This is a genomic window from Kitasatospora sp. NPDC022785, from assembly GCF_055561295.1.
The window spans coordinates 113,160-125,788 of sequence record NZ_JBVHHB010000030.1; the positions used below are offsets into that span (position 1 = coordinate 113,160).

The 12,629-nt window shown below is 74.0% G+C and carries 12 protein-coding genes; 9 read left to right on the forward strand and 3 right to left on the reverse strand.

The window, feature by feature from the left end; translation table 11 throughout:
• From ACZ3YO_RS34040 to ACZ3YO_RS34060, 5 genes are all read left to right on the forward strand, one after another.
• On the forward strand, nucleotides 1-1,326 hold a 1,326-nt coding region (locus ACZ3YO_RS34040), incomplete at its 5' end, for an MFS transporter (RefSeq protein WP_465577232.1).
• A gap of 22 nt (nucleotides 1,327-1,348) precedes the next feature.
• Nucleotides 1,349-1,876 carry a GNAT family N-acetyltransferase gene (locus ACZ3YO_RS34045; protein WP_465550242.1) on the forward strand — a complete coding sequence of 176 codons (528 nt, stop codon included), beginning with the start codon at nucleotides 1,349-1,351 and terminating at the stop codon, nucleotides 1,874-1,876.
• Nucleotides 1,877-1,993: 117 nt separating this feature from the next.
• Nucleotides 1,994-2,335 (forward strand): DUF4229 domain-containing protein, encoded by a 342-nt coding sequence (locus ACZ3YO_RS34050; protein ID WP_465577234.1) that lies wholly within the window; start codon nucleotides 1,994-1,996, stop codon nucleotides 2,333-2,335.
• A gap of 14 nt (nucleotides 2,336-2,349) precedes the next feature.
• Nucleotides 2,350-3,582 (forward strand): LacI family DNA-binding transcriptional regulator, encoded by a 1,233-nt coding sequence (locus ACZ3YO_RS34055; RefSeq protein ID WP_465577236.1) that lies wholly within the window; start codon nucleotides 2,350-2,352, stop codon nucleotides 3,580-3,582.
• Nucleotides 3,583-3,809: 227 nt separating this feature from the next.
• Nucleotides 3,810-4,037 (forward strand): hypothetical protein, encoded by a 228-nt coding sequence (locus tag ACZ3YO_RS34060; RefSeq protein WP_465577238.1) that lies wholly within the window; start codon nucleotides 3,810-3,812, stop codon nucleotides 4,035-4,037.
• Nucleotides 4,038-4,198: 161 nt separating this feature from the next.
• Here the strand turns inward: ACZ3YO_RS34060 and ACZ3YO_RS34065 are convergent, their stop codons facing one another.
• Nucleotides 4,199-5,413 (reverse strand): MFS transporter, encoded by a 1,215-nt coding sequence (locus tag ACZ3YO_RS34065; protein WP_465577240.1) that lies wholly within the window; start codon nucleotides 5,411-5,413, stop codon nucleotides 4,199-4,201.
• 448 nt (nucleotides 5,414-5,861) lie between these two features.
• Between ACZ3YO_RS34065 and ACZ3YO_RS34070 the strand changes: the two genes are divergently transcribed.
• Complete coding sequence (locus ACZ3YO_RS34070; protein WP_465577242.1) at nucleotides 5,862-7,226, forward strand: dicarboxylate/amino acid:cation symporter; 1,365 nt, start codon at nucleotides 5,862-5,864, stop codon at nucleotides 7,224-7,226.
• 154 nt (nucleotides 7,227-7,380) lie between these two features.
• Here the strand turns inward: ACZ3YO_RS34070 and ACZ3YO_RS34075 are convergent, their stop codons facing one another.
• On the reverse strand, nucleotides 7,381-7,899 hold the full coding sequence (locus tag ACZ3YO_RS34075; protein ID WP_465577244.1) for a GNAT family N-acetyltransferase: 519 nt from the start codon (nucleotides 7,897-7,899) through the stop codon (nucleotides 7,381-7,383).
• Between the two features lie 66 nt (nucleotides 7,900-7,965).
• Between ACZ3YO_RS34075 and ACZ3YO_RS34080 the strand changes: the two genes are divergently transcribed.
• Entirely contained in the window at nucleotides 7,966-8,286 is a 321-nt protein-coding gene (locus ACZ3YO_RS34080) for a hypothetical protein (protein WP_465577246.1), read from the forward strand.
• Between the two features lie 653 nt (nucleotides 8,287-8,939).
• Here the strand turns inward: ACZ3YO_RS34080 and ACZ3YO_RS34085 are convergent.
• On the reverse strand, nucleotides 8,940-9,143 hold the full coding sequence (locus tag ACZ3YO_RS34085) for a cold-shock protein (protein ID WP_057227626.1): 204 nt from the start codon (nucleotides 9,141-9,143) through the stop codon (nucleotides 8,940-8,942).
• 323 nt (nucleotides 9,144-9,466) lie between these two features.
• Between ACZ3YO_RS34085 and ACZ3YO_RS34090 the strand changes: the two genes are divergently transcribed.
• Entirely contained in the window at nucleotides 9,467-10,366 is a 900-nt protein-coding gene (locus ACZ3YO_RS34090; protein ID WP_465577248.1) for a menaquinone biosynthetic enzyme MqnA/MqnD family protein, read from the forward strand.
• A 226-nt stretch (nucleotides 10,367-10,592) separates the two neighbouring features.
• The gene (locus ACZ3YO_RS34095; RefSeq protein WP_465577250.1) at nucleotides 10,593-12,386 is read left to right on the forward strand and encodes a serine/threonine-protein kinase; all 1,794 of its coding nucleotides are present in this window, start codon (nucleotides 10,593-10,595) and stop codon (nucleotides 12,384-12,386) included.
• Nucleotides 12,387-12,629: the final 243 nt, after the last annotated feature.

Genomic DNA, 12,629 nt, shown 5'->3' on the forward strand with positions numbered 1-12,629 from the left:
GCCCTCACCTCCGTCGCCTCTCCCGGCGCCCCTGTCGCCGTCGCGTCCCCTGCCCCCCGCGGCGCCCGCAAGCCGCGGCCGCACTACGCCTGGGTGGTGGCCGCCGTCTCGCTGCTGGTCCTGCTCGGCTCGGCCGGGTTCCGCTCCACGCCCAGCCTGATGATGGACGCGCTGCACAACGAGTTCGGCTGGTCGACGGGGACGATCTCCAGCGCCACCTCGGTCAACCTCACCCTCTACGGCCTGACCGCCCCCTTCGCCGCCGCCCTGATGGACCGGTTCGGCGTCCGGCTGGTGGTGGTCTGCGCGCTGCTCACCATCTCGGTCGGCGCCGGCCTCACCATGCTGATGCGCGAGCCCTGGCAACTGGTCCTCTGCTGGGGCGTGTTGGTCGGCCTCGGCAGCGGTTCGATGGCCGGTGCCTTCGCCACCACGATCACCGGCCGCTGGTTCCGGGCCCGGCAGGGGCTGGTCACCGGCGTGCTGACCGCCGCCGGCGCGGCCGGCAACCTGGTCTTCCTGCCGCTCGGCGCCTGGCTGGTCGAGGAGCACGGCTGGCGTTCGGCGGTGGTGGTCGTCTCGCTGGCGGCCAGCGCGGTCGCCGTCCCGGTACTGCTGCTGATGCGCGAGCGCCCGGCCGACCTCGGCCTGCTCCCCTACGGGGCCACCGAGGCACCGCCCGCGCCGGCGGCGGACGGGCGGGCGGTGGCCCGCTCGCTGCGGGTGCTCCGCCAGGCCTGCCGCAGCCGGGCGTTCTGGCTGCTGGCCGGTTCCTTCGCGATCTGCGGCGCGACCACCGCCGGCCTGGTCGGCACCCACTTCATCCCCGCCGCCCACGACCACGGCCTGCCCGTGACCACGGCGGCCGGCCTGCTGGCGCTGGTCGGCGTCTTCGACGTGGTCGGCACGATCGCCAGCGGCTGGGCCACCGACCGCTTCGACTCCCGGAGCCTCCTGGTCGCCTACTACGCGCTGCGCGGGCTCTCGCTGGTCCTGCTGCCGCAACTGTTCGCCGGCACGCTGGAGCCGCCGATCCTGGCCTTCGTGATCTTCTACGGCCTGGACTGGGTGGCCACCGTGCCGCCGACCGTCGCGCTCTGCCGCCGGCACTTCGGCGAGGACGCGTCGATCGTCTTCGGCTGGGCGCTTGCCGGTCACCAGATCGGCGCGGCCGTGGTGGCCGGCCTGGCGGGCCTGGCCAGGGACGCGCTCGGCACCTACGACCTGGCCTGGTACGCGGCCGGCGGGCTCTGCGCGGTCGCCGTCGTGCTCTGCCTGGCGCTGCGGGGGAGCGGGGCGGCCCGGCCGGTCCCGGCACTGTCGTAAGGGTCGGGTAGGCTCCGCGGCCATGACGCTCGCCTTCACCCTCGACCCGGTTCTCGACCCTGACCTGCGCGCCGCCGCCGTCCGGCTCTGGACGGACGTCACCAATGCCGGTGGCGCGGTCGGCTTCGTCGCACCGGTGACGGAGGACGAGGTCTGGAAGACCGCCGACGTGCAGTTCGCCGGTGTCGGGCCGGGCGAGCCGGACCGGCTGCTGGTCGCCCACGAGGTGGAGACCGGCCGGCTCGCCGGCCTGCTCTTCTTCGAGTCCATGCGGTTCGGGCCGATGGACCACTGGCGGCTGCTCAAGCGGGTCATGGTCCACCCGGACTTCCAGGGGCGCGGTTACGGCGCCGGGCTGATGGCCGAGGCCGAACGGGTCGCCCGGGCCTGGGGCCTGGAGAGCCTGCGGCTGACCCTGCGCGGTGGGCTCGGCCTGGAGGCCTTCTACGGGCGCTGCGGCTGGACCGAGGCCGGCCGGGTCCCGGCCGCGATCCGGGTCGCCCCCGGGGACGATCGCGACGACGTCACCATGTGGCTCGACCTGCGCTGACGGCGGCCCGGCGGCCGCCCGGACGCGGGGGACGGGCGACCCGTGCCCCGCGCAGTCCGTCAGGCATGCTTCACTGGGAGACCGGCCGAGCCCCGCGCAGAGAAGGATGTGTTCCCGGTGAGCAGCAATGTGAGCAGCAAGTCGCACGCCACGCTCCGTTACACCTCCCTGCGGGTCAGCATCTTCCTCGGCTGCCTGCTGCTCTCCCTGCTGCTCGGCCACTTCGGGGTGATCCCGGTCAAGGGCGAGCTCGGCGTCATCTTCCTCTTCCTGCTGGCCGCACTGGTCTCGGCGCCGCTCAGCTACGTCCTGCTGAGCAAGCAGCGCGACGACATGTCGGCCCAGATCTCCGACAAGGTCTCCGGTCTCCGCAACCGGACGGCCGAGCGGATCGCGGCGCAGAACGCCGAGGAGGACGCCGCCGACGACGCCGCCCGCGCGGCGGCCCTGCAGAGCTGACCCGCACCAGCGCCGTGCCCGCCCCCGCCCCAGGCCCCGCGCCACAGCACGACGAGCCCGCGCACGACGAGCCCACGCACGACGAGCCCGCGCACGACGAGCCCGCGCACGACGAGCCCACGCACGACGAGCCCACGCACGAGAAGGCGGCCGGTCCGACTTCTCGTGGGTCCGGCGCGTCCGGAGGGACGGCCGCGTCCGGCGGTGTGCCCGGTGAGGGCGTTCTCGGCACCTGGCCGGCGCCGGTCCGCAAGCCCACCGGCAGGGACGTCGCCCGCCTCGCCGGGGTCTCCCAGGCCACCGTCTCGCTGGTCTTCTCCGGCTCCGAGGCCGGCCGCCGGGTCTCCGACGCCACCCGCGAGCGCGTCCGGGAGGCCGCCCGCAGTCTCGGCTACCGCCCGCAGGCGGCCGGCCGGCAGCTGCGCCTCGGCCGCAGCGGCATGATCCTGCTGGCCGTCCCGAACATCCTCGGCCCGTTCTTCGGCCGGGTGCTGGAGGGCGTCCACGAGGAGGCCGGCAAGCACGGCCTGGCCGTCGTGGTCAGCTCCGGCTGGGGGAGCGCCACCCTGGCCGACGCCGCCACCACCAGCCGCTTCGACGGCCTGCTGATCTGCTCCCCGGACGACAGCCAGCTCGGCGAGCTGCCCGCCGACACCCCTGCCGTCTTCCTGGACGCCGACCCCGGCACCGACCGGGCCCGCCCGACCATCGAGCTGGACGTGGCCGGCGGCATGCGGGCCGCCGTCGAGCACCTGGCCGGGCTCGGCCACCGCCGCCTCGGCCGGCTGCGCTCCACCCACTCCGCGTACACCTTCCGGGTCCGCCAGGCCGCGTTCGAGGAGGCGGCCCGGGCGCTCGGCCTGGACGTGATCGAGCTGGGCGTCAGCCTCAACGAGGGCCAGCCCGCCGCCCTCGGCGTCGCCCGCCGGCTGCTGGAGCGCCCGGACCGCCCGCACGCGGTGATCTGCGACGACGACGTGGTGGCCTCCGGGGTCTATCAGGCCGCCGCCGAACTCGGGCTGCGCGTCCCCGCCGACCTCTCGGTGGTCGGCATCGACAACATCCCGGTGGCCGGCCTGCTCACTCCGCCGCTCACCACCGTCGACCTCCCCGGCGAGGAGCTGGGTCGGGCCGGAGTCGCGGCCCTCGCGGACCTGCTCCGTGGCGAGCCGGTCGCCCCGGTCCCGCCGCTGGCCACCTCGCTGGTCCTGCGCTCCTCGACCGCGGCCGTCTCCGCCGCCCGCTGAGCCGGCTGCCCCCCCGCTGAGCCGCTGACTCGGGGGGACCGCCGCCCCCGCCCGCCCCCGCCCGCTCCCGTCCGCCGACCCCGGGCCGTCGGCGCCCGGGCCGTCGGCGCCCGGGCCCCCGCCATCGGAAGGGCCGTTCGGGTAACCCCTGGTTCGAACAGGTGAAATATCGTCAGGGCGTCCCGCGCCGCGAGGCCGGGCAGATAAACGGACGATGAGATTCCGCCATGCGGATGCTCCGATCCAGACCTCCACGCCTGCCACGCCTGGTACGGCTGGCCGCCGTCCTCGGGCTCCTCGGCGGCACCCTGCTCACCGGCGCCCTGGGCGCCCCGCCCGCCGGAGCCCACAGCGGCGGGCTCGGCACCCTCGCGGGCCTGCTCGGCGCGGCCGTTCTCGGCGCCGGCCTGCTGCTCGCCCTGATCGCCTGGGGAGGCCGCGGCCCCCACGGCTGATCGAGCCGGGCCGGGGCCGGTGAACACGGGAACGCAGGTGCATGTGCAAGTGACTGCGCCCGTCGGCCAGACCACCCGGTCCGACGGGCGCAGTCACGTCTCTGGGGCGGGCCCGGCCCACCTCTGCGGCGGGTCTCAGCCCACCTCTGCGGGGGTGGGTCTCAGCCCACCGGTACCGGCGCCGCCACCGGGGTGGCGGTGGCCGGCGCGGGCCGGAACCAGCGGCGGGCGCCGAACAGCAGCAGCCCGCCCAGCGCGATCCCGCCCACCGCGCAGAGCGCCACCGAGCGCAACGAGCCCTCCGCGAGGCTGCCGGAGACGGCGTAGCCGAGCGAGTTGCCGGTCGCGAACAGCGTCACCAGCCAGGCGAACGCCTCGGTCACGGTGCCGGCCGGCGCCAGCTCGGCGACCAGCACGAACGCGGCCGCCAGCAGCGGCGCCAGCCCGATCCCGGAGATGAAGGCCAGCCCGGCCATCGCGTACGGCCCGGGGAGCAGCATGAGCGGCAGGTAGCTGGCGGCCATCCCGAGCGCCATCACCCACGTCCGGGTGGCGGTGGAGCTGCGCCACCGCACCGCGCCGTAGGCGAGCGCGCCGAGCAGGCCGCCGAGCGCCGCCAGGGCCAGCAGCGTCCCCGCGCCGCCGGGCAGTCCGCCGTCGTGGGCCTCGGCGTAGGCGATGAAGAGCACGTTCTGCGCGCCGACCGTCCAGCCGGCGCCGGCCAGGCCGACCAGCAGCAGGACCAGGCCGGGGGAGCGGAGCGGCCCGAGCAGGCCGGCCGAGTGCGCGCGGGGCGGCGCCTGCCAGGCCCGGGCCGGTCCGGCGGTGGCCACGATCAGTGCCCCGGCCAGGCCCAGGCCCGCGGCCACCCAGAGCGCCGCGACCGGGCTGAACGCGCCCGCGATGCCGGCCACCGCGAGCGGTCCGGCGACGTAGAGGATCTGCTGCGAGGCGGAGTCGAAGGCGTACGCGGTGTCGAGCTGCTTCTCCTCGACGACGTCCGGCCAGAGCGAGCGCAGGCAGGGTTCGAGCGGCGGCATGGCCAGGCCGGCGATCGCGGCGCCGACCGGTGCGGCCACGGCGGAGCCGGGCGCGAGCGCGAGCAGCGCGTAGCCGCCGCCGGCGACCACGGCCGAGGCGAGCAGCACCCGCGGCTGTCCGGTGCGGTCCACGATCCGCCCCAGCACCGGCCCGCCGACGGCGGCCGAGATCGCGTAGGCGGCGGTGGCCAGCCCGATCCGGCTGTACGGCGCGCCGGCCTCGCGCAGGGCCAGCGCGATCACCAGGGCGGTCATGCCGGCGGGGAGGCGGCCGAGCAGGGTGCCGAAGAGGAGGCGGCTGACGTGCGGGGCTCGGAGCAGGGCGAGATAGCCCATGGACGGTTCTCCGGTTCCGGGCAGGGAGGGGCGGGGGGCTGCATCCAAGTTATACGTATAACCAACGTTGGTCAATCGGGATGGTCGGCGGAACTGATGGTGCGTCAGTCTCGTTCGTGTCCGGATTTGACCGGAAGGCCAGCCTCACCTCAAACAAGTACTTTGAACATCTCAAACCTTTACTGCTAACGTGTCGGCCATGACCACCTCAGGAGCACCCCGGATGAACGGCCTGGGCTCGATGCCCGGCGCCGCCCGCCGGTGCTGCCTGCCGGGTGCTGTGGGCAGCCCGCGCCGCTGTCGCGCCATGAGCTGTATCGCCATGAGCTGTATCCAGGCGGCACGCCCCTGACCGGGGGCCGACCCTTTCCCGTCCGGCCCGCGCGCCGTGCCGCCTTCCCCGCGTCACCTCACCGTCAGCAACGCCCTCCCCCGGAGCCGCACCGTCATGTCCACAGCGCCCGAGGCGACCTCGTCGTCGCCGTCCGTGCTCGCCCGTCTGCGCAATTCAAAGCTCGGCAGGACCCCGTTCTGGGTCCAGATCGTCGCCGGCCTCGTGTTCGGCGTCGGCCTCGGCTACCTGGCCCGCGCGGCCGACATCTCCTGGCTGGCCACCACCCTGGAGACCATCGGCAGGATCTTCGTCCAGCTGCTGAAGCTGGCCGTCCCGCCGCTGGTCTTCACCGCGATCGTGGTCTCCGTCGCCAACCTGCGGAACGTCACCAACGCGGCCCGCCTGGCCGGCCGCACACTGCTCTGGTTCCTGATCACCTCGCTGATCGCCGTCGCGATCGGCCTGGGCCTCGGCCTGCTGACCAACCCGGGCGAGGGCACCAACCTCACGACCGAGGGCCTCAAGCCGCCGAAGTCCACCGGCACCTGGATCGACTTCCTCACCGGCATCTTCCCGACCAACATCGTCGACGCCTTCACCCAGGTGAACGTGCTCCAGATCGTCTTCCTGGCGGTCGTGGTCGGCGCGGCGATCATCAAGCTCGGGGCGAAGGCCGAGCCGGTCCTCAAGCTCAGCGAGTCCGTCCTGGAGCTGGTCCAGACCGCCCTCTGGTGGGTCATCCGGCTCTCCCCGCTCGGCACCCTCGGCCTGATCGGCAAGTCCGTCGCCAAGTACGGCTGGGACCTGCTGAAGCCCTTCGCCACCCTGACCGCCGACATCTACATCGGCTGCGCGCTGGTGCTGTTCGTCGTCTACTCCCTGCTGCTGAAGTTCGCCGGCGGCCTCAACCCGGTCAACTTCTTCAAGGGCGCCTGGCCCGCCATCCAGCTGGCCTTCGTCTCCCGCTCGTCGGTCGGCACCCTGCCGGTCACCCGGCGCGTCACCGAGCGCCTCGGCGTCCCGAGCGAGTACGCCTCCTTCGCCGTCCCGTTCGGCGCCACCACCAAGATGGACGGCTGCGCCGCGATCTACCCCTCGCTGGCCGCGATCTTCGTCGCCCAGGTCTACGGCATCGACCTCGGCATCAAGGACTACCTGCTGATCGCCTTCGTCTCGGTCATCGGCTCGGCCGCCACCGCGGGCCTCACCGGCGCGATCGTCATGCTGACCCTGACCCTCTCCACCCTGGGCCTGCCCCTGGAGGGCGTCGGCCTGCTGCTCGCCATCGACCCGATCCTCGACATGATGCGCACCGCGACCAACGTCGCCGGTCAGGCGGTCGTGTCGATCCTGGTCGCGGCCCGCGAGAAGACCCTCGACCTGGCCGCCTACAACAACCCGCACGGCGACCTCTACGAGGACGCCCCCGCGGCCGTCGTCCCGGCCCAGGCCACCAAGGAGGCCGTGGCCACCGCCTGATTCCGGCCACGTTCGGCCTCGCCCCCGCGTCGGTCCGCCCGACGCGGGGGCGAGGCCTTTCCACAGCCGGACGGGAACGGGCCTGATGCGCCGCAGGAGGCGGCCCGCGGCGGGCGCGCCGGCCGCCCGGCGTGGGCCGGCGCCGGCGCCCGTCTCAACCGGTCCGCCGGTCCTCCTCGGGGGCGAGGTACGCCCGCAGCCGTGCGAGGCGGCCGTCCGCCGTCGTCCAGTCCGCCGTGGAGGTGCCGGCGTAGCGCCACCGGGCGCGCTCGTAGAGTCGGACGGCCGCCGTCGCGCCCTCCTCGACCTCCAGGACGAGCCCGAGCCCGTGGGCTTCGGCGGCTTCGACCGCCGTGCCCAGCAGCTTCACGGCCACCCCGCGCCGCCGGGCCGCGGTGCCGACGAAGAGCCGGGCGACGGCCAGCAGGCGCTCCTCGGGGAGTCCCACGACGGCGGCCAGCTCCGGTCCGGCGCCGGTGAGGGCCATGTGTCCGAGGACCTCCGATCCGTCCACGGCCACCCAGGCACCGACCAGGTCCGCCGGGGTCAGCCAGCCCTCGGGATCGGCGGGCCAGTCCACCGGGTAGCGGTCCGCCTCCTGGACCGTGGCGAGGGCCTTGAGGCAGCCCTCCATGTCGTCATCGACCCGCCGGCGAATCATCACTCCGTCCATCCCGGGATCCTGGCACATCGGCAGGCCGCGCCGCGGGCATGCTGGGCGAGGAGAAGGGAGGACACCATGCGATGCCCGGAGTGCGGAGGCGAACTCGGCTCCCTGTGCGGGCCCTTGCGCCGCCGGCCCGACGTGATCTGGCTGCGCTGCCTCGCCTGCGACTGGATCGGCCGCCGCCGGAACAGCGCCGACCCCGAGCTGAGGGCCCTGCACCGCTACGAGGGACGCGACGCGCTCTGCTCGTGGTGCGGCGACGACAACTACGTGTACGAGGAGGCCGACGCGCCCGCCGAGAGATTCGGCCGACCGGGGCGCTGGGTCACCGACTTCTGCCTCGACTGCGGCCGGGCGGGCAGCTGGTTCCGGGAGGAGAAGGCCCCTGCCTGAGCGGTGGGGCCAGGGCTGTCCGGGCTCATGGTGCGAACGTGGGTGACGTGCCGGTGCGGTGGCCGGTGGCCGGACGGGAGTGTCGGTCTGGTGATGCCGCTGACCGCGCTGGTCCACGGCGGGTCGGCGCTCGCCGTGGGCGCGCTGATGGCGATCAACCTGCTCTTCGCGGCCTTCGGCACGGCCAACAACGTGACGATGCTGACCGTTCGCCAGTCGGTCACCCCGGGCGGGGGCCAGGGGCGGGTGGCGGCGACCAACCGCTTCGTCACGATGGGGGTGGCCCCGCTGGGCGCGCTGCTCGGCGGCCGGCTGGGGGCTGGGCTCGGGCTGCGCGGCACGGTGCTGGTGACGGAGCTGGGCCTCTGCCTGGCGCTGGTACCGCTCGGTCGCTCTCGCCGGCCCGGATCGGGGGCGAGTTGCCGGCCGCCCCGTAGGAAGGCCGGGAGCAGGGGCAGGGGGCCGGAGCAATGGTGGGGACCCGGAGCGGTGGTGGGGACCCGGAGCAGAGGCCGGGGGATCCGGGGCAAAAGGCAGGGGGCCCGACGACGATGGGCGGGCCCCCTTGGGTACTTCTCTTGTGCTCATGGTGACGGCCGCAGGGCCGCCGGCGGACCCGAGGGGTCCCGAGCGATCAGGTCATCAGAGGATGATCAGATAGCGGTGACGTTCTCCGCCTGCGGGCCCTTCGGACCCTGGGTGACGTCGAAGCTGACCGCCTGGTTCTCCTCCAGCGAGCGGAAACCGTTCGCGTTGATGGCGGAGTAGTGGACGAAGACGTCGGGGCCGCCGCCCTCCTGGGCGATGAAGCCGAAGCCCTTCTCAGCGTTGAACCACTTGACGGTTCCCTGAGCCATGCCGTTCTCCTTGCGAGGGACGTGTTGGGGGCCACACCGTGTGGCACCCGGTCCGCTGCGCTGATCGCCCTGCCTCCGGACGGGTCCGGAGTTTTTCGATATTGCTGAAAAACTACAAAAAGCCTGCGGTTACATGCTCCGCAGGCTTCAAGTACTGCAAGGGGAATCAAACTGCAACTGACAGCAACGCTAGCATGCGTGCGCTGTCACGACCAGGGGTGACTTACGAGCCGGATCGGGCGTGTCGTAAGGCCGGTGCGAGCCTTCCGGAGCGGCAGGCGTACGGTGCGGGGGAGGCGCACGAACAGCAAGGGAGCGGCGCAGTGGCGGTACCGGATGCGGAAACGCAGGAGCCCCGGGAGAACACCCCGGTCAGGCCGCGGGTCGGGCATATTCAGTTCCTGAACTGCGTCCCTCTCTACTGGGGCCTGGCCAGAACGGGCAATCTGCTCGATCTGGATCTCACCAAGGACACCCCGGAGAAGCTGAGCGACCAACTGGTCGACGGCTCGCTGGACATCGGTCCGATCACCTGCGTGGAGTACCTGCGGCACGCGGACGAACTGCTCGTCCTGCCCGACATCGCGGTCGGCAGCGACGGCCCGGTGATGTCCTGCGTGATCGTCAGCAAGCTGCCGCTGGCCGAGCTGGACGGCCGCAAGGTCGCCCTCGGCTCCACCAGCCGGACCTCGGTGCGGCTGGCCCGGTTGCTGCTGGAGGAGCGCGAGGGGGTGCAGCCGGAGTACTTCAGCTGCCCACCCGACCTGGACGCGATGCTCGCCGAGGCCGACGCCGCCGTCCTGATCGGCGACCCGGCGCTCCGCGCCTACCTGGGCCAGGCGGCCGCGCAGGGTCTCACGGTGCACGACCTCGGCGAGATGTGGAAGGAGTGGACCGGCCTGCCCTTCGTCTTCGCCGTCTGGGCCGCCCGCCGCGAATTCGCCGAGCGCAGCCCCGAGCTGACGGCGGCGGTCCACCGGGCCTTCCTGGAGTCCCGCGACCTCTCGCTGGTGGAGGCCCGCGAGGTGGCGGAGCACGCGGCCCGCTGGGAGGCGTTCGACGCCGGGGTGCTGGAGCGCTACTTCAGCAAGGCACTCGACTTCTCGCTCGGCGAGCGGCAGCTGGCCGGCATGGCCGAGTTCGCCCGCCGGGTCGCCCGCGACAGCGGCTTCGCGCCGGACGTCGCGGTCCGCCTGCTGGAGTCGGTGCCCGCGGTCGTCTGACCGCAGAGCCGGTGGTGGGTCGCCCGCCGCCCGCCGACCGCCGCCCGCCGACCGAAGTAGAGGAAGTAGAGGAAGTAGAGGAAGGGGTACGACCTGTGCCCCTTCCTGCTCTCGTGGCCCGGTAGCGTCTGCACGCGAGATCCGTGACAGCGGCGGCCGGCGGTGGCTGCTGGCCGGCGGCCGGTGGCGAGGCCGGGCGGCCGGGCGGGCGAGGGGAGCGTGCGGGATGCAGGCACTGGGGGCGGACGATCCGCGCCAGGTGGGCGGGTACCGGCTGCTGCGCCGGCTCGGCGCGGGCGGGATGGGCCGGGTCTACCTCGGGCGGACGGCCGGCGGGCGCACGGTTGCCGTCAAGCTGGTCCGCGGCGAGCTGGCCGAGGACGCCGAGTTCCGCGCGCGCTTCCGTCAGGAGGTCGCCGCGGCCCGGCGGGTCGGCGGCTCCTGGACGGCGCCCGTGCTGGACGCCGACACCGAGGGCGAACACCCCTGGGTGGCCACCGGCTACGTGGCCGGGCCCGCGCTCGGCGCCGCCGTACGGGAGTTCGGGCCGCTGCCCGAGTCGGCAGTGCGGACCATGGGCGTCGGCCTGGCAGAGGCGCTCACCCATGTGCACGGGCTCGGCCTGGTCCACCGGGACGTCAAGCCCTCCAATGTGCTGCTGACGCTGGACGGGCCGCGGCTGATCGACTTCGGCATCGCCCGCGCCCTGGACGCGACCAGCGGGTTCACCCAGTCCGGGTACGTGGTCGGCTCGCCCGGCTTCATGTCCCCGGAGCAAGCCAACGGGCAGCCCGCCGGGCCGGCCAGCGACGTCTTCTCGCTCGGCGCGGTGCTCGCCTTCGCGGCCACCGGAACCCAGCCGTTCGGGGAGGGCGTGAGCGTCGCGGTCCTGCTCTACCGGGTGCTGCACGAGGAGCCGGAGCTCTCCGGGCTGGACGGGCCGCTGCGGGCGGTCGTGCTCGACTGCCTGGCCAAGGACCCGGCCGCCCGTCCGACACCCGATCAGCTGCGGAGCCGGCTGGACGCCGACGGCACCGCCACCGTCCGGCTCGGCAGGGGCGGCTGGCTGCCGCCCGCGCTGGCGGCGGAGGTGGGGCGCGGCGCCGTCCGGCTGCTGGACCTGGAGGGGGAGCCGGATCCCGCGGCCGGGCCGGGGCCGGCGGGTGCTCCGGGGCCGGTGGACGCGCCTGGGCCCGCGGACGTGCCCGGGTCGGCGGGTGTTCCGGTGGACGGATTGCCGCTGCGGACCCCCACGATCGGCGGGGGCACGCCGGTCGAGGCGCCGCCGGAGCGGACGCCGATGGCCGGCGCCGGTGTACCGACCGGAGCCGGGGCGAGACCGACCTGGGCACCGGGGACCTCACCCGGGCGGCAGCTGGCCCGGGAACAGGAGCGGCGGATGCGGTGGCCGGTCGCGATCGCCGGAGTGACCGCGGTCGTACTGGCGCTGGTGGCCGTCAAGCTCGGGCTCTTCAGCCGGCAGGGGAGCGCGGACCCGGAGATCACGGACACCACCGCCGGCACCTCTGCGCCGGCCGGCGCGACCGGCGTCACCCAGCCGCCGCCCACGGCCTCGACGGGTACGGTCTCGACGGGTACGCCCGCCACCTCCTCATCCGCCTCCTCCGGGCCCGCGACCACCCCGTCCGCCGGTCCCGGTGTCGTGCCGGCACGCTTCCTCGGTACCTGGAGCGGGGAGATGACCACCGAGAAGGGCCTCCCCGCCGGCACCACCACGCTGGTGATCGGTCAGGCCGCGGTCGGGCAGGAGAACACCACCAGCCGCAACGCCACCAGCGGCCCGCTCTCCATCGCCTGCGAAGGCGCCTGGAGGCTCGACTCCGCGTCGCCGGAGAAACTGGTGTTCACGTCCCGGCTGGTCCGCTCCTCGTTCCCCGGCGCCTGCACCGGCGGTTCCAACGCGGAGACGCTCACCCTGCAGCAGGACGGCACCGTCCGCTTCACCTCCGCCGACCCGCCGGCCGGGAACCCGTCCGGGACCATGCGGAGAGCGGGCTGACACGGCGGCCGCAATGCCCTGGCGTAGGCTGGTTCGGCCGTATCCGGAAGCCTCCGGAAGCACCGGAACATGCAGCAGTACCCGAGAGAGAGAAGGCCGCCAGGTGTCCGAGCTCGCAGCGACCACCCTCGATGCGCCCAGCACCGACCTGCAGGCCGTGCTCGACCGGGCCGCCGGTGGTGGCCGGATCACGCCGGAGGAGGCGTTGGAGCTGTACCGCTCGGCGCCGTTGCACGCGCTGGG

Bases quoted from the DNA above. Each gene is read 5' to 3' on its own strand.
- ACZ3YO_RS34045 (WP_465550242.1), top strand. From the start codon at position 1,349: ATGACGCTCGCCTTCACCCTCGACCCGGTTCTCGACCCTGACCTGCGC.
- ACZ3YO_RS34060 (WP_465577238.1), top strand. From the start codon at position 3,810: ATGCGGATGCTCCGATCCAGACCTCCACGCCTGCCACGCCTGGTACGG.
- ACZ3YO_RS34065 (WP_465577240.1), bottom strand. From the start codon at position 5,413: ATGGGCTATCTCGCCCTGCTCCGAGCCCCGCACGTCAGCCGCCTCCTC.
- ACZ3YO_RS34070 (WP_465577242.1), top strand. From the start codon at position 5,862: ATGTCCACAGCGCCCGAGGCGACCTCGTCGTCGCCGTCCGTGCTCGCC.
- ACZ3YO_RS34075 (WP_465577244.1), bottom strand. From the start codon at position 7,899: ATGGACGGAGTGATGATTCGCCGGCGGGTCGATGACGACATGGAGGGC.
- ACZ3YO_RS34080 (WP_465577246.1), top strand. From the start codon at position 7,966: ATGCGATGCCCGGAGTGCGGAGGCGAACTCGGCTCCCTGTGCGGGCCC.
- ACZ3YO_RS34085 (WP_057227626.1), bottom strand. From the start codon at position 9,143: ATGGCTCAGGGAACCGTCAAGTGGTTCAACGCTGAGAAGGGCTTCGGC.
- ACZ3YO_RS34095 (WP_465577250.1), top strand. From the start codon at position 10,593: ATGCAGGCACTGGGGGCGGACGATCCGCGCCAGGTGGGCGGGTACCGG.